Origin of the sequence: Acidithiobacillus sp. (assembly GCF_027322205.1) — a bacterium.
Lineage (GTDB): Bacteria > Pseudomonadota > Gammaproteobacteria > Acidithiobacillales > Acidithiobacillaceae > Acidithiobacillus.
Window position 1 is genome coordinate 1 of sequence record NZ_DAHVHY010000025.1, and the last position, 21,716, is coordinate 21,716.

The window sequence follows — 21,716 nt, forward strand, 5'->3', positions numbered from 1 at the left end:
GAATGTGTTCGTCGGAATGGCGAGCGCACATCTCATGGACAATGACCATGTGGGGAGCTGCACGGACGCCAAGTGCCCGTAGTTTCTTGCACAACGTGCCTTCGCGGGTTGCTGGCGGCATTGGAGAGGATTCTGTTGACTGCGTTTTCTGAAACGTTTCATCCGCCGTTTCTGAAACGCTATTTAACGTTTCTTCTCTCTCTCTTTCTTTCTCTCTTTCTCTTATATGAAACGTTTCAGCCGTTTCAGGAAACGTTTCAGTGAAACGGTCTTGAAACGTTTCAACCGTTTCATCGGCCTGGGTAGAGTGCTCGTCCTCTGCCCGGATAGGCGGGCTGCTTTCCTGCTTGGTCTTTTGTTCCGCCCGCCAGCGACGAAGGCGCTCACGATCCTTGGCGCGTGGGTCCGAAGAGTGTGATGTCGGCTGTTGGGTCTTGTTGCCCCACGCATCCTGTACCATTTCCGCAAGCACGGGATGGTACAGGCGGCCATCGGAGCAAAGGGAGAAGCCATGCAATGCCATAGCCTTAATCTTCATCCACCGCCGGGTGGACCCACGATAACCGGCGAGAGATGCTAGAATCTTGTCATCGTTGGGAATGCTGCCAGCCGGTACTTGCCGCATGGATTCGGTCCATAGCTTTACCGCTGCACCAAACTCTTCATTACTGGCCAAATGGATAAAGTCGCTGGAGTGAAGCCGGTTCAGGTCCAGTTTCATCCAGCAATAAGAACGCAGATCAATATCTGCTGGTACTGGCGGGGGCGGACGCACCGAACAATCCAGTTTTTGTGCATCATTCGGCATGGTCTCTTCCAGCCTTCCCAGCCGATAGAATAGGTGCCAGGGGTGATCGCGCGGCTGGAAGCGCAATCCGGGTGCCCCCGTTTCCTGGCATAGGAGTCGTTTTATTCAAGTGGTCTTCCTCCCTAGTGGGTCTTGGGAAGAAGATCGGTGGAAAATGTCTGGGCGGAGTTCTTCGCGGGTGACTGAGCCGTTGGTGGCGCGTTCAATGCGAATGGCCATGTGAGGCCCCACTGAGCCAACAGATATTGCTTTTCTGATATAGGATTCGGATGTTCCTACATCAGCCAAGAACGCAGCTCGTCCGGTAGGCGAAAGGGAGTTGAAATATGTTCGGAGTCTCTTCATGCGCTAAAATTACCGCAAAGGTAATCATCGAGTCAAGGGATGTTACCTTAGCGCCTATTGCCCGAGTGTCTCGCGGCGATGAAACTAGCATCATGAAAAGTGCAGAGGACGTACGAGCAGACAACCTAGAAAGCCTCATCCAAACGATAGGGGACGGCTCGGTTGCAAAGTTGGCCAGTATTTCCGGCAAAGACGCATCCCTTATCAGCCGCTGGCGAACCAAAAACCCCAAGACGCGGAAAATGATGAGTCCGCAGACAGCCAGAGAAATAGAAAACGTGCTGAATCTGCTGCCAAATTGGATGGATCAGGACCACTCCGCCAAACTCCGTTCAAAGAAACAGCCAGAATTTCCGCTTGGCGCTCATCCTGTTTCCGAATACCACCCTGATGAGGATTTGGGTGATGGTGAGGTAGAAATTCCGGCTCTGAATGTGAAGGTAGGGGCTGGCAACCGGATCGTGTCAGAACCTGTCAATGAAGAACGCCGCTTCCGGTACTCGACTGAGTGGTTGAGGCGGTATGGTCTTGACGCGGCCACCCTCATCAGATTCCGCGTCCACGGACAGAGCATGGAGCCGGTCATTATGGACAGGTCATGGATCACCGTGGATACGGGGTACACAAAGGTAAAGGATGGTATGCCATATCTGTTTAGGTCTGGCGAACAAATTTCCGTCAAATATCTGTTTAACAGACCGGACGGCGGGGTCATCATCCGATCTCACAACCCTGCAGAGCCGGACGTTGTGGTGCCGCTCGCAGAGATGGAGCACGTCACCGTGCTCGGCCAGGTGGTAGAAAGTAATACCATGTGGCGCAAACCTGTGAATAGGTGGTAAGGATGAAAGCATTAGCCCCCATCCTATCAACTGGCCCCGAGCCGGTTTTTTAATACCCAAAATCTGTAGATGAAGGCATTGGAGAGGTTTGTCATAGAGGATTACCGTAAAGGTATTGACAAACAATTACCGTATAGGTAATTTATACCATCGAAGTCGCCCATCCGGCGCGGCAGCATGGAGACCAATAGTCATGCAAAGAGCAATGCTCAATGGTGAACTACTCAGGCAGGGGTTTCATCCCAACGAGAATGGGGTTGCTCCCCAGCACCTAGTCCCTCTCAGATCCTCTCAGAATCACATGGCGGTCGCCGTTTCATATCGTGATGGTGCTGTACTGACCTTTCTCGTTGATCGTGCCACACCCATCGTGGACCTCATGGCCATGATCAGCCGCGCCGGTACAGTGAGGAAGGTGGTGCTTTGATTGTCAGGTCTCGTACCGTCGCTACGCAATTGCAGAAAACGAACCCAAATGCTGCGCAACAGTTGGTCCGGCTGTTTAACCGTTGGGAGGTATTGCGTTCCGGGCAGCGCAAATTACGCATGACCGGCACAGCGCGAAACGTTGGTTATTCAGGAAGAATACGATGAGAAAAAAGGAAAAATATAGAGGACTAGGACCATTGTCTGAGCACCTGAAAATGGCTAACGGAATGAGAGCGGGTGCTACGTCGCCAGCAAAAAGGCTACAGATGCGGTCGGCAATTCGCAGCGATGCATATGTTGACCGGATATTGAAAGTGATTGGAGAAGGGTGGACAGCAGAAAGGAGACCAGACGGAATTCTTTTGTCGAAAGGTGGGGTCCGTTTACTGGATCGTGGAGACAGCATCTATCTCATCGCGGATAACTGAAATCAGTTTAATCAAGGGGTACTGTCATGCAGATGGATCAAAAGACCAAAGACGCCATTGAGGACATCATCAACCGCCGGGAGGGTATCGCCTCCATGCAGTCGCAGATCAAGGAAGATATCAAGCCCATTGCGGAGCATTTGGGGGGTAAACCCGCGCATTTGAGCAAGATCATCGCTCTAGTGGAAAAAGAGCGCGAGAAAGGGGATGTGATTTCTAGTGAGCGCGACATCATTGATGCGGCAGAAGAAATGGCTGCACAAGAGTGATGCGGACAGATACCCAGAGGCTCGGAGCCTAAAGCATGTTTCTCGCGCATGAAGATCTGGTGACCCTGACAGGACGCAAAACCAGACCCTCACAATGTCGGTGGCTTGACCATGAAGGTATACCCTACATGGTTGCAGCCACAGGCCGTGTCCAGGTACTTCGTGCTGTTGTGGAACAAAGGCTTGGCATCAAGTCTGCAGGCGCTCCTGTGACCGAGCCACGATGGGACATTTTTGCGAGGGTGTCGTAACATGCCAGCCATGACAGGAACCAGGAAGAGTAATCCACAAGGATTGCCTAAGCGAGTGTATCTCTCGCGGGGCTGGTACTTCTATGTGGATATGAACGGAAAATGGCACAAACTCGGCAAGACGTGGAACTTTGAAGCCAAGGCCAAGTGGAACGAATTCTCCAGCGGAGGGACCATCAAGGGCAGTGTTGGTGATTTGATCGACGAATATCTGCGCCTGGTCTCGCCTACCAAGGCGCCGCGTACCTGCCTGGATCATGTTGATCAAGCGGTTTGGTTGAAAAAGGTTTTTGGCCATATGCCCGCCGACGGCGTGAAACCGTCGCATGTGGCTCGCTATCTGGACACCCGCTGCAGCAAAGACGGCAAACCCGCGCCGGTAAGAGCAAACCGCGAGGCTGCACTGCTTTCCAGTGTTTATTCCTGGGCCATGCGCAGGGGCCTTGCCGAAGTAAACCCCTGCTACGGGGTGCGCAGGAATGTGGAGAAAGCGCGCACACGCTGTCCCAGCCAGGAAGAGATCGAGGCGGTCAACAGTGTGGCGCCTTTGGCGGTCGCGTTGACCGTCGAGTTGGCGTACTACACGGGGCAGCGCCGTGCGGATCTGCTGAAGTTGCGCTTGGCGGATCTAACGGAGGCCGGTATCCAGATTACCCAAGGCAAGACGGGTGCCAAATTGCTGATCCGCTGGTCGCCCGGGTTGAGAGATTGTGTCAACGCTATAAAGGCGCTTGAGCGCCCAGTAAGGGGATTGTTCCTGATCTGTAATCGGCGGGGTCAGCCTTATACCGACAGTGGGTTTAAAGCAATGTGGGGGAAGGCGATGGATAAGGCCCTAAAGGAAGGACTGATCCAGGAACGGTTTCATTTCCACGACATCAGAGCTGCGGCGATAACTGCGGCTGATGAAGCGAATATGGATGCCCAGGGGCTCGCGGGACATAAGAGCAGGTCTATGACTGAGGCATATATACGGAGTCACAAGACGACACAAACTGACCCTGCGCCTGTGTCTATTTCTCGAAGAGAAAAGCAGTCATCTTAGGAAAAGTATCATTCATCTTAGGAATGGATGCACCAATATGAAGATAACTGCTTGAAAATATGGGGTGGCTGACGGGGCTCGAACCCGCGACAACCGGAATCACAATCCGGGACTCTACCGACTGAGCTACAGCCACCATTGGTAGGAGCAGATCATACAATGGCCAACGCCCGGCTGCAAGGTCAGTGAAGAGGTGTTAATCCATGAACAGCGAGCTGACGGAATCCTCTTCCGCAATCCGGCGGATGGTTTCGGCCAGCAGTTCGGCAACGGACAGCACGCGAATCTTGCTGCTGGCCCGGGCATCCGGCCTGAGCGGTATGGTATCGGTGACGACTAGTTCATCCAGATCGGACCGTTCGATGCGCTCCATGGCTGGACCAGACAGTACCGGATGAGTGCAGTAAGCGCAGACTTTGACGGCGCCTTGTGCCTTGAGGGCATGGGCCGCTTCGCAGAGCGTGTTGGCCGTATCGACCATGTCGTCTACGATGACGCAGGTGCGGCCCGCCACATCACCGATAATATTCATGACGACGGACTCATTGGGCCGCGGTCGCCGTTTGTCGATAATGGCGAGGTCCACTTCGAGCCGTTTAGCGATGGCGCGGGCGCGGATAACACCGCCCACATCGGGAGAAACCACAAGCAGTTCTGGATAGCTCTGGCGCCAAATGTCGCCTAAGAGAATAGGTGAGGCATAAATATTATCGACCGGTACGTCAAAGAAGCCTTGAATCTGGTCAGCGTGCAGATCCATCGTCAGAACCCGATTGGCGCCCGCAGTGGTGATCAGGTCGGCGACCAGTTTGGCGGTGATGGCCGTACGTGATCGTGATTTGCGGTCTTGCCGGGCATAGCCAAAATAAGGCATGGCAGCGGTAATGCGATTGGCCGATGCGCGTTTGAGCGCATCAATCATGGTCAGTAGTTCCATGAGGTGGTTGTTAGTGGGTGCACAGGTGGGCTGAAGCACGAAAACGTCCCGGCCGCGCACATTTTCCAATATTTCGACGAAGACTTCGCCGTCACTGAAAGCGCTGACCTCGGCACGGCCAATGGGAATCTGCAGGAAACGCGCCACCTGGGCGGCCAGAATGGGATTGGCGTTCCCGCTAAAAACCATGAGATTGCCGTGGACCATGTGATGTCTTTCTCTCTTTCGCAGGTGGCAAAACCGTCCGAGGACAATTTGGCTGGGGCGCCAGGGATCGAACCTGGGAATGCCGGAATCAAAATCCGGTGCCTTACCGCTTGGCTACGCCCCAATAATCATTGCTCGGCAAGATCGTACAGAGGATGCCTGTTGCATCCACGCACGGACCATCCGCGCCAAGGGGCAGGCACCCGCGCAGCAATTTGTTGTGCGGAAATATTATCCGCTACCAGCCCGAAAACACAGGCGCCGCTACCCGTCAAACGAACATCATGCACGCCCTGATTTTTTAGCCAGCGCGTACCATGTTCGACCTCTGGGTAGCGGGCGCACACTGTGGGTTCCAAGGTGTTTTCCGTCGCCCCGCCGAGAAACGCGCCTATTGTGCTGGGCACATGATGCCGTGTCAATTCAGGGGCAGTGAAAATCTCACGGGTACTGACGGACACCTGCGGGTGCAGCAGCACATAGTGACTTTCCGGGAGGGCGTCGAGCGCTTGCAAACGCTCGCCCACACCCTCCGCCCAGGCACTACGTCCGAAAATAAATACAGGAACGTCAGCACCGAGGCTGGCACCAATTTCCATGAGTTCTTCGCGGCGTAGACCGGTACGCCACAGCCGATTGAGCACGATGAGGGTGGTGGCGGCATCCGAGGAGCCCCCGCCGATACCCCCGCCCATGGGCAGGATTTTGTCAATGTGAATATGGACTCCTTCGTGGACACCTCCGACATCGGCCAGACATTTCGCGGCGCGGATACTGAGATCGTCCGCTTCCGGCACCCCTTCCGGTCCGCCGCTGCGGGAAAATTGCCCGGCGGGGCGCGAGTCAAACTGGAGTTGGTCAGCCAGATCGATAAACTGAAATACGGTTTGCAACTCGTGATAACCGTCGCTGCGCTGGTCGACAACGCGAAGCATCAGATTCAGCTTCGCCGGTGCGGGATAATTTTCGCTCATGGGGCGCTGTGGTCTCCCATACGCCACTGGGTGATGGCCAGGCGTAGGGTGATGCCCTCCGGACCCATGGCCTGGAGCAGTTTGGGCATGGTCAGGCCGCCTACCGGCGCATATTGGAGATAATGAATCTGCCAGGGGCCGCTGTGGAGTACTGCGGGCAGACCGGCTGGATTCTGCTGTTCGGTCACCGCCGCGCTGCGCAGACCAAGCATCCAGTCCGGTAATTCACTCGCGGGTAGTTCGACGTGGAGGACCAGCGCGAGGAGGGTATCCAGATTATTTGCTTGTCGTGTATCGCCATTGGCCAGTTGCAGATGCGCGCCTTGAGGGTCGACTTCGATGCGGGCGACCGTACGGCCGAGAGGGTCATAAATGGAAAGTTCCTGGTGTTGAGGGGACTGCTTCCAGCGGAATCCGAAATCTTCGCTCGTTTTAGGCGTGCTGAGAGCGGCCTGTCCACTAGCTTGCCAATATTTCAGGCTGGCGACGACCTGATTTCTCTCGGTCGTTGACAGGATGATGCGAGTGGACGGCTGGATGGGGGGCGTGGTGGCACAGGCGGATAATATGCCGGTGAGCAGGAGTGCGGTCAGTGCGCGAATAGGTCTCCAGGCGGTGCGTGGGACGAGTTGCCTAGTGGAATAAGGGGTTATCATGGCTGGTGGGCCAGATCGCTTTTGAGGGTGGCATCGTCCGGGTGTTTTTGCAGTGCACTTTGCCAGACCTGCCGGGCATCTGTGTGGCGCCCCAGTGACCAGAGAACTTGCCCGAGGTGTGCGCTCACCTCGGCATTGTCAGGTAAGGCCGTATGGGCTTTCTGCAGATAATCCAGAGCCTGGTTGTTGTCGCCCTGTACGTGATGCAGCCAGCCGACGCTATCCAGAATCTCGGGGTTGTCAGGGTCCAGACTCAATGCTTTGCTCAGTAATTTTTGTGCTTCGGCCAGATCGCTGTGCCGCTCGATCAGGCTGTAGCCAATAAAGTTGTAGGCTTGTGCATGGCCAGGTGCGAGGCGGATAACCATACGCATGGCTTTTTCCATGGCCGGATAATCTTTCAATTGCTCATAGATGGCGCCTTGGGCGTACCAGAGCCCGGGTTGGTTCGGCATGCGTTGCAAGGCCTGAGTGGCTACCTGTAAGGCTTGGTGAAGGCTGCCGCTGTCTTGCAACAGGGTTGTTTCCAGCAGCGGAATCTGTGCCTCCTGCGGGTGCGCGGCCGCCAGTGTCCGCAGTTTTTCGATGGCGTTGTCGTGATAACCCAGCAGGTATTCCACACGTGCGCTGCGCAATTCTACCTCAGGATACAGAGGGCCGGAATGGATGCGCTGGTACCATTGCAATGCTTCTGCCCAGCGATTCTGTGCCTCGTAGAGGCGCCCCAGATAGTAGAGCGGTGCGGGGGACTGGGGCGCCAGATCGCGGGCGCGCTGCAAAGCGGCTTCCGCGCCCTTCCAGTTGCCCCGGTCGATGTCCATAAGGCCAAGAGAAAGGATGATGTCGGGGTCATCGGGATGCTGTCGTGCCATGTCCTGGTAGAGGCGATAGGCCTGTGTCAGGCCACCCATTTTGAGGTAGAGCGCAGCCAGATATTGACGAGCGAGCGTGGCCCCCGGATGACTGGCAGTGAAACTTTGAATGCTACGCAAAGCGACGGCAATGCCTTGGGTAGCTCGCTGTGCTTCGGCGAGACTGATGGCGGCTTCCTGCCAGCTCGGACGGATACTGAGCGCTTTCTCCAGCCAGGGGATGGCGTGTTCTGGTTGTTTTTCATCAAGATCAATACGTCCGAGCGCATAATAGGCGGCTGCAGATTGCGGATCTTTGGCAGCCAGCGCACTCAACAGTCGCCGCGCCTCACCGCTGCGCCCGTGGGCCACCAGTAATTCAGCGAGTTGCAGGGTGACTTTCGGGTTGTTGGGAAAGCGGGCAAGCGTGGCCTGTAGTAATTGAATGGCCTGCTCATCCTTCCCCGTGGTGAGGAGCAGCGCGGCTTCAAACTGATCCGCTTGGGCGTTCCCCGGGGCGGTCTCCCGCCAACGCTTGGCAAGCTGCAGAGCACCTGGAAAATCGCCGAATTGCGCGGTGACCTGTGTGGCGCGCCCGAGGACATTGGCTTCTGGCGCCAGCTTGGCGGCTTCCCGCCAGGCCGGAACGGCCAGTTGTGACTCTTGCTGCACGGTGGCGAATTCGGCTACTAACAGATAGTAGAGCTGCTCCCCGGTCATGCCACCCGGGGTGGAGTCGGCGGCTGCACCCCCGGCGGCGAGGCTAAGTACAGTACCCGCCACGATGCCCCCAAGCCTGCTCCTCATCTGCCCATTCTCCGCATTTTTTGCCAGCAGGCACAATAACCGCTAGGGACTTGGCTTGCAATCCTGTCCGGCGTCGGCGACAATTCAGCCCCCTCATCGTCGCTCTGCAGGGACGGTCGCTGCTATTTTCTGCCTTGGTCTGAGTCATCATACTGCCCCCATCGCGGTCCGGGAAAAAGTCGCCTTTTCTCCGGAGAACCTTGCTGCGGCCCACCACGACTTGCTGGAGCAGGGGTTGGCTACGGAAGCCTTGATCGTATCCACTTGTAACCGCACGGAAATATACATCCACGGTGGACAGGACTACCATCGCCAGACCTTGCAAGACTGGCTTTGTCACTTCCACGGCGTGGACCCGCGCTTGCTGGATGGACATATTTATGCTTCCAGCGATGCGGAGGCTGTGCGCCATCTGTTTCGCGTGGCCTGCGGGTTGGATTCCATGATCATCGGCGAACCGCAGATCCTCGGCCAGGTCAAGGATGCCTATCAGGCTGCTGCGGATAGTGGTGCCGCCGGGCCGGTGCTGAATCGCCTGCTGCATTGGGCCTTTCGCGTGGCGAAACGGGTGCGGTCGGAGACGGCCATCGGTTCAGCTCCGGTCAGTGTGGCTTATGCAGCCGTGAGTCTGGCCAAGCAGTTGCTCGGCAGTCTGGAAGGTAAGTCGGTGTTGCTGATCGGCGCCGGAGATACCATCGAATTGGTGGCGACTCATCTGCGCGAGCATGGGGTGGGGAGTTTTACCGTGGCCAATCGCAGTGCGGAACGTGGTCAGCAGTTGGCCGAGAAATTTACTGGCAAAGCCCATGCTCTGGAGGCTATCTCGGAGCTCCTGCATGACGCCGATGTGGTAGTCAGTTGCACGGCGAGTCTGCTGCCCATAGTCACGCTGGAAACGGTCTCCGCGGCTATGATGCGGCGGCGGGCGCGGGGGGATCTGATGCTGGTGGATCTTGCCGTACCCCGCGACATCGCTCCGGAAGTGGGGAGTGTTGAGCAATGTTTTCTCTATACGCTGGACGATCTGAACGATATTGCCCAGGCGGGCATGCGCGCACGGCGCGAGGCGGCAGCGGTGGCAGAGCTGATCATTACCGATGAGGTCGGCGAGTTCCAGCAATGGCGAGAGAGTCTGGATGTGGTGCCCGCCATCCGCCGCCTGCGTGATCATGTGGAAGACCGGCGCCAGGAAGAGGTGCGGCGTTTTATGCGTTACCTGGATCAGGGGCAGGACCCTCATGCGGTACTGGATGCCTTTTCCAAAGCCTTGATGAATAAAGTCCTTCACGACCCCATTGCGACCCTTCGTCAGCCTTGTCAGGATGCGACCAGCGAAAGTCTTGTCGCGGCACTCGATATTCTCTTTCATCTCAGTGACGCCGAAGGATGAGTCTCAGCCAGCGTTTGCAGGGCCAACTGGAGCAGTTGGCTTTTCGTTTTGATGAATTGAGTCAGTTGCTGGCGAGCCCGGATGTGGCGAGCGATGCGCAGCGTTTTCAAAGCCTTTCCAGGGAATTGGGAGAAATTAGCCCGGTGCTGGATCTGTTGCGCCGACATCAGCAACGGCAGCAGGATCGGGACGAGGCTGGGCGCATGCTGATGGAAGAACGGGATGCGGAACTGCGTGCCATGGCCAGTGAAGAAGTGGCGGCGGCACAGGCAGAGCTCGATCAGCTCGAAGAGTCCCTGCGGGTGCGCCTGCTGCCCAAGGACCCCAATGATGATCGTAATGTCTTTGTGGAGATACGGGCGGGGACCGGTGGTGAGGAAGCGGCACTCTTTGCGGGAGTGCTGGCCCGGATGTATACCCGTTACGCCGAGAGTAAAGGTTTCGCCGTGGTCATCCTTTCCGCCTCCGATTCGGAACGTGGTGGTTACAAAGAAATCGTTCTGGAAATCAGCGGCCGTGGCGCTTATTCCCGTCTGAAATTCGAGTCGGGCGGGCATCGGGTGCAGCGGGTGCCGGAGACCGAGGCGCAGGGCCGTATCCATACTTCCGCCTGTACGGTAGCGGTGCTGCCCGAGGTGGATACGGTGAGCGAGATCACCATCAATCCCGCCGACTTGCGCATTGATACCTACCGGGCCAGTGGTGCGGGCGGGCAGCACATCAACAAGACCGACTCCGCTATCCGCATCACCCATATCCCCTCCGGTTTGGTGGTGGCTTGTCAGGAAGACCGCTCCCAGCACAAAAACCGGGCGCGAGCCATGGCGCTGTTGCAGGCGCGTCTGCTGGAGCAGGAGCAGGAGAAGCAGCAAAGTGCAGCGGCGCAGACCAGGCGCCTGCTGGTAGGCTCCGGGGATCGCTCCGAGCGTATCCGCACTTACAACTTTTCGCAGGGGCGGATTACCGATCATCGTATCAATCTTACGCTGTACCGGTTGGAGGCGGTGCTGGCAGGGGATCTCGATGCCGTTATCGAACCGCTGATCAAGGAATATCAGGCTGACCTCCTGCAGCATCTGGGTGATGACCTCTGATTTGGGCGTAACGCATAATCCGCCGCGCAGCTTGCGCGACTGGCAGCATGCTCTGCGCGAACAACTGCGCGTGCTGAGTGATCAACCGGAGCAGGAAGTACGCTGGCTGTTGGCTGCAGCCCTTGGGCTGGATGCGGCGGCGCTGCTACGCAATGCGCTGCTGCCAATTTCTTCAGAGGAAGAGGTCCGGATTACCGCATTGCTCACGCAGCGCCTCGCGGGTGTACCCCTGGCCTACTGTTTAGGCGAGTGGTCTTTCTACGGACTGGATCTGTGCGTGGCCCCTGCGGTGCTGATCCCTCGCCCGGATACGGAGACGCTGGTGACCCTGGCTCTGGAGGGATTGGCGGATGAGGGCGCGTCGCGGGTGCTTGACCTCGGCACCGGCTCCGGGGCCATTGCACTGGCCATTGCCCAGGCGCGACCGCTGGCGGAGGTCTGGGCTGTGGAGCGCAGCCCGGCGGCGTTACAGGTCGCGCGCGCCAATGGTGCGTTTCTGGCACCACAGGTGCACTGGCTGGAGGGCGACTGGTACGCGCCACTGGATAGCACCTTACGTTTCGACCGGATTTTGGCCAATCCCCCTTACCTGGCCGATACTGATCCCCATCTTTCTGATTTGCGTCATGAGCCTTGGGATGCCTTGGTGGCTGGTCCCAGCGGGCTGGAGTGTCTGGAACGCATCATTGTCGGCGCGTATGAGCGCCTCTCGCTGCAGGGCGCGCTATTGCTGGAGCATGGCCCCGATCAGGGAAACGCGGTGCGCGGCCTGTTCAATAACGCTGGTTTCAGTGCGGTGCAAACCTGCCGTGATCTGGCCGGGCGCGAACGCGTGAGTATCGGAACAAGGACTTAACCATGCCCGAATTGCCTGAAGTCGAAGTCACCCGTCTGGGTATTGCCCCCCATCTGCTGGGGCAGCGTCTGGAGGGGGCAGTGGTGCGGGATGGTCGCCTGCGTCTGCCGGTGAACGCTGATTTTGCCGGGCGGGTGACCGGGCAGCGCCTGCTGAATCTCCGGCGACGGGGCAAATACCTTCTGCTCGACCTGGAACGGGGAGCGATCCTGATCCATCTGGGGATGAGCGGACACCTGCGCGTCCTCCCGCAAAGCTCCCCGGTGCAGAAGCATGATCATGTCGATCTGCTCTTTGCCGACGATCTGTGCTTGCGCTTCCATGACCCTCGCCGTTTTGGAGTGATACTCTGGCTCGCCGATGCCGATCAGCATCCGTTCCTCCAGCATCTCGGACCAGAACCGTTGGGCGAGGATTTTACAGCAGAGTATCTTTACCGGCGGAGCCGAAACCGGGAGATACCGGTTAAACCCTTCCTCATGGATGCCCATATCGTTGTCGGTGTCGGTAATATTTACGCCAACGAGTCTTTGTTTGCGGCGGGTGTTGATCCGCGCCGCCATGCGGGGCGCATTGCTCTGTCGCGCTATGCGAAGCTGGTGCAGACCGTGCGCGATGTCCTGGAGTCGGCTATTGCCCAAGGCGGAACGACCCTGCGTGATTTCACCAGGCCCGATGGCAAAAATGGCTATTTTCGACTATCTCTTGCGGTGTATGGACGGGAAGGGAAACCCTGCACGCAGTGCGGCGCGCCGTTACATGGCATCCGTCTCTGTGGCCGGGCGACGACCTATTGTTCCCATTGTCAGTATTGACTAGTCGGGAGTAAGCATGAGTGAAGAGCATTTATTGAAGACATCCCCCATTCTGCAGGGGTTGCGCGCGTTGAATGGTTGGCGACAGAAAGTGATTACCGGTCTTCATGAAATGGCGGCACTGACGGCTGACTTGGGCTTGCTGCCCAGTGGGACCATGCTGCAGATGGAAACGCTGGCCTATGAAACAGAGCAAGACAGTTTGCGTATTGCTTTTGTCGGAGAGTTTTCGCGCGGCAAGACCGAGCTGATTAATGCCCTCTTTTTCTCGGATATGGGCGCGCGCCTGCTCCCTTCCAGTTCCGGTCAGACGACCATGTGTCCGGTAGAGATTCGCGGCGCGCCACAGGGACGGCCCGGTTTGCAGCTCCTGCCCATTGCCAGCCGCAGTCTTGATGTCAGCATCGAAAAACTCAAAAGGGCGGGGAGCGCGTGGACGCGATTGCCGCTGGTGCTGGAAGAAAAAAACGAACGGTGCCAGGTGTTGGCTCATCTTACGGAAACGGTTTGTGTGACAATTGAGGATGCTCGCCGCATTGGACTCTGCCCGCCGCTCAACCGTACACCCAAAGACCGCGAACGCACGGTTTGTCCCTCCTGCGGGCTCGGTAAGGTGCTTATTCCGCGTTGGCGTCATGCCTTGCTTTATCTGGCGCATCCTATGCTGGATGCCGGCCTCACAGTGCTGGATACCCCCGGCCTCAACGCCATCGGTGCAGAGCCCGAACTGACTTTCGGCATGCTCGCTGATGCGGACGCCATTATTTTTGTGCTGGGTGCGGACACTGGCGTTACCCAAAGCGATCTGACCATCTGGGACCAGTATCTGATACGCAATGCACACCAGAAGCAAATTGTGCTCCTTAACAAGATTGACACCCTTTGGGACGAATTGCGTGACTGGTCGGGGGTGGTGGCAGAAATTGAACAGCAGGTGGACAAAACAGCGGAACGGTTGCGTATTCCTCGTGAGCAGGTTATCCCGGTTTCCGGTCAGAAAGGGCTCATCGCCCGAGTCCGCCAGGATTCAGATTTGCTTGAACGCAGCGGGATGGCAACTTTGGAGCATTCCATTGCTGAGGTGCTATTGCCCGCACGGCGAGTAGCCATCCAGGCAAAGTGCCGGGCCTTGGTAGAACGCGCCATTCTCGATCAGAAAAACTTGTTGCATGAGCAGATTAATAGAGTCTCGGCGCAGATGGAGAGTATGCGCAGCCTCAAGGATCGGACTGCTGAGAAAGTGCCCGAACTGGTGGCACAACATCAGCGTTTACTCCAAAGTTTTGAGAAAGACCGACATGCCTTCGAGGAAAAAAAGGCGGCTTTCCGTCAGGCGGTTGAAGAGTGTCTACTCGTCCCCTTAGCGCCTTCCTCCTTTGATTTTGTGATCAGTAACGCCAAAGCGGAGATGCTCTCGGTGTGGACGACGGCGGGTATCGTCGAACGTTTCAGACTTTTCTTCGAGGAGGCCATAGCCCATTTTGACACGGCGCTACAGGGCGCGCAGCAGGTGTCGGTACTGGTGGCCGGGGAGTATCAGGCGCTGCAGAACCGTTATCGTTTGCCCGCCTTGCGGATGGTGCCCTATGCCATCATGCCGCGGCGGGCGGAACTCATTGATATGGCGGAAAATTATGAGCGATTTGGGATGATGCTGGAGATCGCTATGAACACCCAGAGTGCCGTAGTGCGCAAGGCCTTCTTGACTGTGGCCAGTCGAACCCGCGACTTCGTCGTAGAAACCAGACGGGAGGCAGAGACCTGGGTAGATGAGATCATGGCGGTCATGAATCAGCAACTGCAGGTTTTCCACGACAATGCCGAAGAGGAACTCAATGCGCTGCAAAGTATTGCTCAGACCATGGGCAATATTGATACCCGCATTCAGCAATTACAGCAGAGCCTGCAGCTTGCGCAGGAGCAGATGGCCCGTCTTGACTGTCACTCGGCGCCATTGCTCCATCTGTTGCGGGAACCGCTCAGCACTGTCCCGTAAGCTGCAGAAACTTTTGTTCCAGGGTTTCTCGTGACTCTGCATGGTCGGGGTCGCTGAGAATGCAGTCGACAGGGCAGACCTCCATGCATTGTGGGGTGTCATAGTGGCCGACACACTCCGTACAAAGATTGGGATCAATGACGTAGATCTGCGTGCCCATGCTGATGGCGCTGTTGGGGCATTCCGGCTCGCAGACATCGCAATTAATGCACTGATCGTTAATGAGTAGGGACATCATGTTCTCCTCGAGACATCTGCAAGTATTCTACTTTTCTGTAGCTCCGGGGTCCATGCCGACACAAAAATGCTGCTTTAAGGCGGTGGCCACGGCGGGCTGGACGAAAGCGTCCACATTCCCCCCCAGACGGCTGATTTCACGCACGAGGCTGGAAGAGAGAAAAGTATACTGATCGGAGGTCATCAAGAAGAGGGTCTCAATCTGGGCATCCATGCGCCGGTTTATGGAAGCCAGTTGAAACTCATGCTCAAAATCCGATATGGCGCGCAACCCGCGCAGGATCAGATGGGTCTTTTCCTCCTGAAGTAGGTGAATGAGCAGGCCAGGAAATGGCCGTACCCGCACCCCAGGTACCCCGCCTAAAGTTGCCTCAGCGAGCGCGACCCGTTCTGCGAGAGGGAAAATGGTCGTTTTCGCCGTTTGGGCGGCTACCGCCACTACGACCTCGTCGAAGAGCGCTGCTGCGCGCCGCACCAGATCTTCATGGCCATTCGTGATGGGATCGAAGGTGCCGGGATAAATAATCCGGCGCTCTATGTGGGGTTTAGTCATGGGGATGCTCCGGCAAAATCATATAAAGAACGTAGTGCGAATCACCGCAGCGGCCCCGCCGATAGGCTTGCCAATGGCTGGGGATTAAGGCGTCATCCCACTGCTCTGCGGCGGAGGTCTCCAGATACAGCCAGCCTTCCGCGGCGAACTGCTTTCCATTCCACAATATCGGGGCCATCCGTGCCGGCCAGCCTTGGTCGAAGGGCGGATCGGCGAAGATGATATCAAAGGGCCGGGTGCAATGTTGCAGGTATCCCAGTGCGTCCGGACCCGCCAACTGCAGGGCCGCTACTCCGCAGGCTGCCAGATTCCGGGACAAGAGCTGGCGGTGCTGTGGGTCTTTCTCGATGAAAACGACTTCTTGCGCGCCACGTGACCAGGCTTCCAGTCCCAGCGCGCCGCTCCCTGCAAAAAGATCCAGCACCCGTGCCCCGGCCACCCGTCCTCCCAGCCAGTTGAACAGTGTCTCGCGCACAGCGCCCGGTGTGGGACGCAGGGAAGGGCCGGCCGGGGTGAGCAAGCGCCGGCCGCGATGACGACCCGCAATAATGGAGACGCTCATACGGGCCGATTCCGCGACAAGAAACGCCGCTCATGGCGCGGTGCGGCGTCGCGCGCATTGTTCGATCCCGCCCTTCGGTGGATAATGTAAAAATTCATTGTGTCTGAGGTCTGCTTAACCCAATGGCGTTCGACTGGTTCAAGCGTAACAAAAGCCTTCCTGCGGGGGAAACGTCGTCCGCAGAGACCATACCCCCGGTTGCTGTGGTGTCCGCTACAGCGGAAGAGGTCGCGCCGGCAGAAGCCCTTTCCGATACAACGGGAAAAGGGCTTTTTTCCCGTCTTCGACAAGGCCTGACCCGAAGCCGGGAACAACTGGTCGAAGGTGTGGGGCGTCTGGTGCTCGGTAAAAAGGTCATTGATGCAGAATTGCTGGAGGACCTGGAAGCCTTACTGCTGCAAGCGGATCTGGGCACCGCTGCAACCCATGAAATCATGAACAGCGTGACGGAACGGGTGCGTCGCAAGGAACTCACGGACCCCAACGCGCTCCAGGCAGCATTGCGCGAGTCGCTCCTCGACATCCTGCGTCCCCGCGCGCAACCGTGGTCGCCCGAGAAGGGGCGTTCTCAGGTATTGCTCATGGTGGGTATCAACGGGGCGGGCAAAACGACCACCATCGGCAAGCTGGCTGCGCGCTGGAAGGCCGAGGGTTTCGGTATTGTCCTCGCTGCCGGAGACACCTTCCGCGCCGCCGCCGTGGAGCAGTTGCAGGGCTGGGGTAAACGGGTGCAGGTGCCCGTGGTGGCGCAGGGGACGGGTGCCGATAGTGCTTCCGTGGTCTTCGATGCGCTGACTACGACCCGCGCGCGCGGCAGCGAATTGCTCATCGCCGATACCGCCGGACGCCTTCATACCCAGGGCCATCTCATGGAAGAACTGAAGAAGATCAAACGAGTCCTCGGCAAACAGGATCCGGAGGCGCCACAGCAGGTCTGGCTGGTGCTGGATGCGGGCACCGGCCAGAATGCCCTTAATCAGGTGCGTCAGTTTCACGATGCGGTAGGGTTGACGGGTATTTGCATCACCAAGCTGGATGGCACCGCCAAAGGTGGCGTGGTGGCGGCTATTGCCAAGGCCCTGCCCATCCCTATTCGCTATATCGGTGTTGGTGAGCAGGTCGAAGATCTACGTCTCTTTGACCCTGAAGCTTTTGTCGATGCCCTTTTTGCGGAGTCGAAGTCATGATCGAGTTTATCAACGTCACCAAGCATTACCCCGGACGGCATCACGTCCTCCGCGAGCTGAGCCTGCATTTGCGTAAAGGCGAGATGGCCCTGCTGACCGGGCCTTCTGGCGCTGGTAAAAGTACGCTGCTCAAGTTGCTGCTGCGTTTGGAGGATGTCAGTCGCGGCACGCTGATGGTCAATGGTGTCGATGTTTCCACTCTCAGGCGCCGTCATATTCCCGCCTACCGGCGGCGTATCGGTGTCGTCTTTCAGGACCATAAGCTGCTGATGGATCGCGATGTGTTCAGTAATGTAGCACTGACCTTGCAGGTGGGAGGCCTCACGGGTCGGCAGATACAAAGCCGGGTACGGGCGGCGTTGGAGAAGGTGGGGCTGGGGGATCGGGCGCAGGATTTGCCCGCGACCCTGTCTGGCGGTGAGCAGCAACGTGTGGGCATTGCCCGTGCTATCGTCCATACTCCGGAAATTCTGCTGGCGGACGAACCGACGGGTAATCTGGATAACTCCCTGAGCACGGGGATTCTTGATCTCTTTCGCGACTTTCATCACCACGGAACGACCGTGCTGGTGGCCACCCATGATCAAGCGCAAGTCAATCGCCTCGGCCTACCGGTCTTTCACCTGGAACAGGGCCGTCTGCACACTCCTGAGGAGGACAAGGCGTGAATCTTCATATTCGTTTGGAAGCGGCAAAAAATGCGCTGAATACGCTGACCAAGCAGCCCGTGGCCACGCTCATGACCGTGCTGGCGCTGGCCATCGTTCTGGCGCTTCCGGTGGGTCTTTTTGCTGCCCTCAACAATCTCCAGCAACTGTTGGGGCACTGGCGGGATCAAGCGCAGATCTCCCTCTTTTTGCACCAGGACGTCTCTGCCGCAGAGGTTCAGAAACTTCAGGCCCTGCTTGAAGGCAGCACCGGGGTGGTAAGCGTGCGTTATGTGGGCAAAGAGGCGGCGCTGACGGAGTTCGAGCGCAATGCCGGAATGACGGCGGCCATCCAGACCTTAGGTGAAAATCCTTTACCGGCCTCTTTTGTGGTCGAACTGAACCCGCTGGCGCAGAGTCCATCTGAGCTGCAAACACTGGTAGCCTATTGGGGCCAGCAACCGGGAGTAGCCAGTGCGCAATCAGACCTGCATTGGGTGGCGCGTTTGCAGGCGATCCTTGCTTTAGGGAAGCGCGCGGTGTGGATTCTCGCAGGATTGCTCGCCGTGGGCGCCATCCTCGTCATGGGTAACACGATCCGCCTGCACATCGCCCAGCGGCGTGACGAAATCGATGTGGCGAGTCTGGTAGGTGCTACCCGCGCCTTCATCCGCCGTCCCTTTCTTTATCAAGGTCTGTTTCAGGGGGCTGTCGCCGGAATGATTGCCTGGATTATTGTCGCTATTGCGGTAACTGTTTTGCAAGGGCCGGTGGAACGCTTAGCAGAACTCTATGGGACCAGCTTCCACTTGCTGGGTCTGAATTCCGGGCAGGGTCTTATGCTCATCGCCGCCAGTGCGCTTCTCGGTTGGTTGGGGTCGCGCCTTGCAGTGGGACGTCACCTCGACCATACTTTTTCCTGAAGTCAGACTCCGCAAAACGGAACATGCGGTCGTATTCAGAGTCCAACTACGCATGACGGTGCATGAGGATTGCTATGAAAGAACTCGCGATAGCCAGTAGAGATTTGGTCAGCCCCGACGGGCTGGCGGCCTACCTGCGGTTTGTGAACGCCCAACCGCTGTTGCAGCCGGAAGAAGAGCGTGATCTGGCCCTGCGCCTGCGTGATCACGACGATGTGGATGCGGCCAAGGATCTGGTGCTCAGTCACCTGCGTTTTGTGGTGCGGATAGCGCGGGGCTATCGGGGGTACGGTTTGCAAGAAGCCGACTTGATTCAGGAAGGCAATATCGGCCTGATGAAGGCGGTGAAGCGCTACGACCCGGATCATGGTGTACGTCTGGTCTCCTTTGCGGTGCATTGGGTCAAGGCGGAGATTCACGAATTTATCCTGCGCAATTGGCGTATCGTCAAAGTGGCCACTACCAAGGCGCAGCGCAAGCTGTTTTTCAACCTCCGTTCCAGCCGCACCCACACCGGCTGGATGGGTGGTGAGGAGAGTGCCGCCATCGCGGATGATCTGGGCGTTACCCAGGCGCAGGTATTGGAGATGGAAGGGCGGATGTCTGGCTATGACTATTCGCTCAACCTCGAACCCAACGAGGACGGAGAGGGTGGGCGTGTCCTGGAGTTGGCGGATCCCACCGGGTCGCCCGTAGAGCAACTGGCGGAGCGAGACTGGGATCAGCATCAGCACACGGCCTTGCACACGGCGTTGTCAGCTCTGCCCCAGAGAGATCGCTACATCATTGAAAACCGCTGGCTGAGCGAAGACCCCAAGACCTTGCAGGTGTTGGGTGACGAATTGGGCGTTTCGGCAGAGCGGATACGGCAATTGGAGAAAAGCAGTATGGGTAAGTTGCGTCAACAGATGCTGGCGACTGCTTGAGCGTGGTACTGCTTTTTCACATCGACGATGCTGGTCGCTGGCCTAATCTGCTGGCCAATGTTCGTAACGCTCAGACAGCGGCTCCTGAGCAGAGCTTGCGAGTCATCGCGAATGGTCAGGCGCCCATGTCCCTCTGGGCGAAGGGCCACTGGCGGCGCGAGATAGAGGAGCGCATCGGTGCCGGGGTGCGGGTCGATTTTTGTGAAAACAGTCTGCGTAATCTGGGGTTGGATCCTGATGACCGCCCGCTAGGCAGCCAACTGGTTCCCGCTGGAGTCATTGCCATTGCCGACGCCCAAGGGGCAGGCGCCCTTTACATCAAGCCCTGACCCCTGACCCCGCTGCGCAGTTACCCCGTCACAAAATATAGCGGGACAAATCCTCGTCCTGCGCCAGATCTTTCAGGCGACTGTCCACATAGGCAGCGTCGACCTCCAGAACCGTAGTGCCGCCGTCCGGTGCGATAAAAGCCACCTCTTCCAGCAGCCGCTCCATGACGGTGTGTAATCGCCGGGCTCCGATGTTCTCCACACGCTCGTTGACCTGCTGGGCAATTTCGGCAATGCGCTGCACACCCTCCTGAGTAAAATGCAAAGTCAGCCCGTCGCTGGCCAGCAAGGCACTGTACTGCCGAACCAGTGCATTCTCCGGCTCCTGCAGTATCCGCACCAGATCCGCCGCACCGAGGGCCTCCAGTTCCACGCGAATAGGCAGGCGGCCTTGCAGTTCGGGAATCAGGTCTGAGGGCTTGCTGAGGTGGAAGGCGCCGGAGGCGATGAAGAGGATGTGATCGGTCTTCACCACGCCGTAACGGGTGCTTACATTGGAGCCCTCCACCAGTGGCAGCAGATCGCGCTGCACGCCTTCCCGGGAAACGTCCGAACCCTGCTGAGTGCCAGAGCGCACTGCTACCTTGTCGATCTCATCAATGAAGACAATACCGCCGGACTGTACCCGCTCCAGCGCCAGGGCGCGGACCTCCTCTTCATTGACCAGCTTGGCGGCTTCATCGTCCGTCAACAGGCGTCGCGCCTCGGCTACCGTGACCCGCCGCGTGCTGGTTTTGCCCGACGCCATGTTGGAGAACATATCGCGGAGCTGGTTGGTCATTTCCTCCATGCCCGCCGGGGCCATGATCTCTATACCGCCCTTGGGGGCGCTCACCTCAACCTCGATCTCCTGCGCATCCAGCTTGCCTTCGCGCAGCATCTTGCGGAACTTCTGGCGAGTGCTCTCATCGCTGCGCGGTACGCCGCTATCGCGCGGACCGGGGATGAGGATGTCGAGAATCCGCTCCTCGGCCAGTTCCTCAGCGCGCTGGCACAGCGCAGCCTGGCGTTCGCTGCGGATCATATCTACGGCGGTTTCGGTCAGATCGCGGATGATGGATTCCACATCCTTGCCCACGTAGCCCACCTCGGTGAATTTGGTGGCTTCTACCTTGATGAATGGGGCATTGGCGAGTTGCGCCAGACGCCGGGCGATCTCCGTCTTACCCACTCCCGTCGGCCCGATCATAAGGATATTTTTGGGGGTGATTTCCTGATGCAGCGGCGGCGGCACCTGCCCGCGACGCCAGCGGTTGCGCAGAGCAATGGCCACGGCACGCTTGGCCTCGGACTGACCGATGATGTACTTGTCTAGCTCCTGGACGATCTCGCGGGGGGTCATTTCGGACATG

At 57.8% G+C, this 21,716-nt stretch carries 25 protein-coding genes and 2 tRNA genes; 15 read left to right on the forward strand and 12 right to left on the reverse strand.

Annotated elements, in window-relative coordinates:
• The coding region (locus M7F93_RS05760; RefSeq protein ID WP_298170448.1) for a DUF1376 domain-containing protein at positions 1–808 on the reverse strand (808 nt) is incomplete at its 3' end.
• A 105-nt stretch (positions 809–913) separates the two neighbouring features.
• Positions 914–1,153, reverse strand: a complete 240-nt coding sequence (locus M7F93_RS11925) for a transcriptional regulator (protein ID WP_366144703.1) — start codon at positions 1,151–1,153, stop codon at positions 914–916.
• Between M7F93_RS11925 and M7F93_RS05765 the strand changes: the two genes are divergently transcribed.
• From M7F93_RS05765 to M7F93_RS05780, 5 genes are all read left to right on the forward strand, one after another.
• Positions 1,135–1,995 (forward strand): S24 family peptidase, encoded by an 861-nt coding sequence (locus M7F93_RS05765; RefSeq protein WP_298170451.1) that lies wholly within the window; start codon positions 1,135–1,137, stop codon positions 1,993–1,995. The two genes, M7F93_RS11925 and M7F93_RS05765, sit on opposite strands and share 19 nt — an antisense overlap.
• 590 nt (positions 1,996–2,585) lie before the next feature.
• Positions 2,586–2,852, forward strand: a complete 267-nt coding sequence (locus M7F93_RS05770; RefSeq protein WP_298170455.1) for a hypothetical protein — start codon at positions 2,586–2,588, stop codon at positions 2,850–2,852.
• A gap of 26 nt (positions 2,853–2,878) precedes the next feature.
• Positions 2,879–3,121: a hypothetical protein gene (locus M7F93_RS05775; RefSeq protein WP_298170458.1), complete on the forward strand. Its 243-nt coding sequence runs from the start codon at positions 2,879–2,881 to the stop codon at positions 3,119–3,121.
• A gap of 35 nt (positions 3,122–3,156) precedes the next feature.
• Complete coding sequence (locus M7F93_RS11930) at positions 3,157–3,372, forward strand: DUF4224 domain-containing protein (RefSeq protein ID WP_366144705.1); 216 nt, start codon at positions 3,157–3,159, stop codon at positions 3,370–3,372.
• 1 nt (position 3,373) lies between these two features.
• Positions 3,374–4,417 (forward strand): tyrosine-type recombinase/integrase, encoded by a 1,044-nt coding sequence (locus M7F93_RS05780; RefSeq protein ID WP_298170461.1) that lies wholly within the window; start codon positions 3,374–3,376, stop codon positions 4,415–4,417.
• Positions 4,418–4,477: 60 nt separating this feature from the next.
• On the opposite strand, the gene M7F93_RS05785 is transcribed toward M7F93_RS05780, so the two are convergent.
• The 6 genes from M7F93_RS05785 to M7F93_RS05810 all read right to left on the reverse strand — a co-directional run bounded on the left by M7F93_RS05785 (position 4,478) and on the right by M7F93_RS05810 (position 8,849).
• A tRNA-His gene (locus M7F93_RS05785) sits at positions 4,478–4,553 on the reverse strand.
• Positions 4,554–4,613: 60 nt separating this feature from the next.
• Positions 4,614–5,561, reverse strand: a complete 948-nt coding sequence (locus tag M7F93_RS05790; RefSeq protein ID WP_298170464.1) for a ribose-phosphate pyrophosphokinase — start codon at positions 5,559–5,561, stop codon at positions 4,614–4,616.
• Between the two features lie 49 nt (positions 5,562–5,610).
• Positions 5,611–5,685, reverse strand: a tRNA-Gln gene (locus tag M7F93_RS05795).
• A 4-nt stretch (positions 5,686–5,689) separates the two neighbouring features.
• The gene (ispE, locus tag M7F93_RS05800; RefSeq protein ID WP_298170469.1) at positions 5,690–6,535 is read right to left on the reverse strand and encodes a 4-(cytidine 5'-diphospho)-2-C-methyl-D-erythritol kinase; all 846 of its coding nucleotides are present in this window, start codon (positions 6,533–6,535) and stop codon (positions 5,690–5,692) included.
• On the reverse strand, positions 6,532–7,191 hold the full coding sequence (lolB, locus tag M7F93_RS05805) for a lipoprotein insertase outer membrane protein LolB (protein WP_298170472.1): 660 nt from the start codon (positions 7,189–7,191) through the stop codon (positions 6,532–6,534). The genes ispE and lolB overlap by 4 nt, the downstream gene beginning before the upstream one ends.
• Positions 7,188–8,849, reverse strand: a complete 1,662-nt coding sequence (locus M7F93_RS05810; protein WP_298170475.1) for a tetratricopeptide repeat protein — start codon at positions 8,847–8,849, stop codon at positions 7,188–7,190. Before M7F93_RS05810 ends, lolB begins: the two co-directional genes overlap by 4 nt.
• Positions 8,850–8,904: 55 nt before the next feature.
• On the opposite strand from M7F93_RS05810, the gene hemA reads away from it, so the two are divergent.
• From hemA to M7F93_RS05835, 5 genes are read left to right on the forward strand one after another with little or no spacing between them, the layout of a single operon-like run.
• Entirely contained in the window at positions 8,905–10,239 is a 1,335-nt protein-coding gene (hemA, locus tag M7F93_RS05815; RefSeq protein ID WP_298170478.1) for a glutamyl-tRNA reductase, read from the forward strand.
• Entirely contained in the window at positions 10,236–11,333 is a 1,098-nt protein-coding gene (gene prfA / locus M7F93_RS05820; RefSeq protein ID WP_298170481.1) for a peptide chain release factor 1, read from the forward strand. The genes hemA and prfA overlap by 4 nt, the downstream gene beginning before the upstream one ends.
• Positions 11,323–12,189, forward strand: coding sequence for a peptide chain release factor N(5)-glutamine methyltransferase (gene prmC, locus M7F93_RS05825; RefSeq protein ID WP_298170484.1), 867 nt, complete (start codon positions 11,323–11,325; stop codon positions 12,187–12,189). Before prfA ends, prmC begins: the two co-directional genes overlap by 11 nt.
• A 2-nt stretch (positions 12,190–12,191) precedes the next feature.
• The gene (gene mutM / locus M7F93_RS05830) at positions 12,192–13,004 is read left to right on the forward strand and encodes a bifunctional DNA-formamidopyrimidine glycosylase/DNA-(apurinic or apyrimidinic site) lyase (protein WP_298170487.1); all 813 of its coding nucleotides are present in this window, start codon (positions 12,192–12,194) and stop codon (positions 13,002–13,004) included.
• Between the two features lie 16 nt (positions 13,005–13,020).
• Positions 13,021–15,000, forward strand: a complete 1,980-nt coding sequence (locus M7F93_RS05835) for a dynamin family protein (protein WP_298170490.1) — start codon at positions 13,021–13,023, stop codon at positions 14,998–15,000.
• On the opposite strand, the gene M7F93_RS05840 is transcribed toward M7F93_RS05835, so the two are convergent.
• Genes M7F93_RS05840 through rsmD form a run of 3 tightly spaced genes read right to left on the reverse strand, consistent with a single transcriptional unit; the run spans position 14,984 to position 16,352 of the window.
• A complete protein-coding gene (locus tag M7F93_RS05840; protein ID WP_298170493.1) occupies positions 14,984–15,235 on the reverse strand; it encodes a YfhL family 4Fe-4S dicluster ferredoxin in 252 nt (83 codons plus the stop codon). The genes M7F93_RS05835 and M7F93_RS05840 overlap by 17 nt on opposite strands.
• A gap of 30 nt (positions 15,236–15,265) precedes the next feature.
• The gene (gene coaD, locus M7F93_RS05845) at positions 15,266–15,790 is read right to left on the reverse strand and encodes a pantetheine-phosphate adenylyltransferase (RefSeq protein ID WP_298170498.1); all 525 of its coding nucleotides are present in this window, start codon (positions 15,788–15,790) and stop codon (positions 15,266–15,268) included.
• Positions 15,783–16,352, reverse strand: coding sequence for a 16S rRNA (guanine(966)-N(2))-methyltransferase RsmD (gene rsmD / locus M7F93_RS05850; RefSeq protein ID WP_298170501.1), 570 nt, complete (start codon positions 16,350–16,352; stop codon positions 15,783–15,785). Before rsmD ends, coaD begins: the two co-directional genes overlap by 8 nt.
• Positions 16,353–16,558: 206 nt before the next feature.
• Here rsmD and ftsY point away from each other — a divergent pair, with 206 nt between their 5' ends.
• The 5 genes from ftsY (at position 16,559) to M7F93_RS05875 (ending at position 20,364) form a co-directional block, all read left to right on the forward strand.
• Entirely contained in the window at positions 16,559–17,539 is a 981-nt protein-coding gene (gene ftsY / locus M7F93_RS05855) for a signal recognition particle-docking protein FtsY (RefSeq protein WP_298170504.1), read from the forward strand.
• Complete coding sequence (gene ftsE / locus M7F93_RS05860) at positions 17,536–18,207, forward strand: cell division ATP-binding protein FtsE (protein WP_298170508.1); 672 nt, start codon at positions 17,536–17,538, stop codon at positions 18,205–18,207. The genes ftsY and ftsE overlap by 4 nt, the downstream gene beginning before the upstream one ends.
• On the forward strand, positions 18,204–19,109 hold the full coding sequence (ftsX, locus tag M7F93_RS05865; protein ID WP_298170511.1) for a permease-like cell division protein FtsX: 906 nt from the start codon (positions 18,204–18,206) through the stop codon (positions 19,107–19,109). The genes ftsE and ftsX overlap by 4 nt, the downstream gene beginning before the upstream one ends.
• Positions 19,110–19,183: 74 nt before the next feature.
• Positions 19,184–20,035: an RNA polymerase sigma factor RpoH gene (gene rpoH, locus M7F93_RS05870; protein WP_298170514.1), complete on the forward strand. Its 852-nt coding sequence runs from the start codon at positions 19,184–19,186 to the stop codon at positions 20,033–20,035.
• Positions 20,036–20,037: 2 nt separating this feature from the next.
• Positions 20,038–20,364 carry a DsrE family protein gene (locus M7F93_RS05875; RefSeq protein WP_298170551.1) on the forward strand — a complete coding sequence of 109 codons (327 nt, stop codon included), beginning with the start codon at positions 20,038–20,040 and terminating at the stop codon, positions 20,362–20,364.
• A gap of 28 nt (positions 20,365–20,392) precedes the next feature.
• On the opposite strand, the gene hslU is transcribed toward M7F93_RS05875, so the two are convergent.
• Positions 20,393–21,715 carry an ATP-dependent protease ATPase subunit HslU gene (hslU, locus tag M7F93_RS05880; protein ID WP_298170517.1) on the reverse strand — a complete coding sequence of 441 codons (1,323 nt, stop codon included), beginning with the start codon at positions 21,713–21,715 and terminating at the stop codon, positions 20,393–20,395.
• Between the last annotated feature and the right edge of the window lies 1 nt (position 21,716).

Coding starts and splice junctions, on each gene's coding strand:
- M7F93_RS05765 (WP_298170451.1), top strand. CDS start 1,135: ATGTTCGGAGTCTCTTCATGCGCTAAAATTACCGCAAAGGTAATCATC.
- M7F93_RS11925 (WP_366144703.1), bottom strand. CDS start 1,153: ATGAAGAGACTCCGAACATATTTCAACTCCCTTTCGCCTACCGGACGA.
- M7F93_RS05770 (WP_298170455.1), top strand. CDS start 2,586: ATGAGAAAAAAGGAAAAATATAGAGGACTAGGACCATTGTCTGAGCAC.
- M7F93_RS05775 (WP_298170458.1), top strand. CDS start 2,879: ATGCAGATGGATCAAAAGACCAAAGACGCCATTGAGGACATCATCAAC.
- M7F93_RS11930 (WP_366144705.1), top strand. CDS start 3,157: ATGTTTCTCGCGCATGAAGATCTGGTGACCCTGACAGGACGCAAAACC.
- M7F93_RS05780 (WP_298170461.1), top strand. CDS start 3,374: ATGCCAGCCATGACAGGAACCAGGAAGAGTAATCCACAAGGATTGCCT.
- M7F93_RS05790 (WP_298170464.1), bottom strand. CDS start 5,561: ATGGTCCACGGCAATCTCATGGTTTTTAGCGGGAACGCCAATCCCATT.
- ispE (WP_298170469.1), bottom strand. CDS start 6,535: ATGAGCGAAAATTATCCCGCACCGGCGAAGCTGAATCTGATGCTTCGC.
- lolB (WP_298170472.1), bottom strand. CDS start 7,191: ATGATAACCCCTTATTCCACTAGGCAACTCGTCCCACGCACCGCCTGG.
- M7F93_RS05810 (WP_298170475.1), bottom strand. CDS start 8,849: ATGAGGAGCAGGCTTGGGGGCATCGTGGCGGGTACTGTACTTAGCCTC.
- prfA (WP_298170481.1), top strand. CDS start 10,236: ATGAGTCTCAGCCAGCGTTTGCAGGGCCAACTGGAGCAGTTGGCTTTT.
- prmC (WP_298170484.1), top strand. CDS start 11,323: ATGACCTCTGATTTGGGCGTAACGCATAATCCGCCGCGCAGCTTGCGC.
- mutM (WP_298170487.1), top strand. CDS start 12,192: ATGCCCGAATTGCCTGAAGTCGAAGTCACCCGTCTGGGTATTGCCCCC.
- M7F93_RS05835 (WP_298170490.1), top strand. CDS start 13,021: ATGAGTGAAGAGCATTTATTGAAGACATCCCCCATTCTGCAGGGGTTG.
- M7F93_RS05840 (WP_298170493.1), bottom strand. CDS start 15,235: ATGTCCCTACTCATTAACGATCAGTGCATTAATTGCGATGTCTGCGAG.
- coaD (WP_298170498.1), bottom strand. CDS start 15,790: ATGACTAAACCCCACATAGAGCGCCGGATTATTTATCCCGGCACCTTC.
- rsmD (WP_298170501.1), bottom strand. CDS start 16,352: ATGAGCGTCTCCATTATTGCGGGTCGTCATCGCGGCCGGCGCTTGCTC.
- ftsE (WP_298170508.1), top strand. CDS start 17,536: ATGATCGAGTTTATCAACGTCACCAAGCATTACCCCGGACGGCATCAC.
- rpoH (WP_298170514.1), top strand. CDS start 19,184: ATGAAAGAACTCGCGATAGCCAGTAGAGATTTGGTCAGCCCCGACGGG.
- hslU (WP_298170517.1), bottom strand. CDS start 21,715: ATGTCCGAAATGACCCCCCGCGAGATCGTCCAGGAGCTAGACAAGTAC.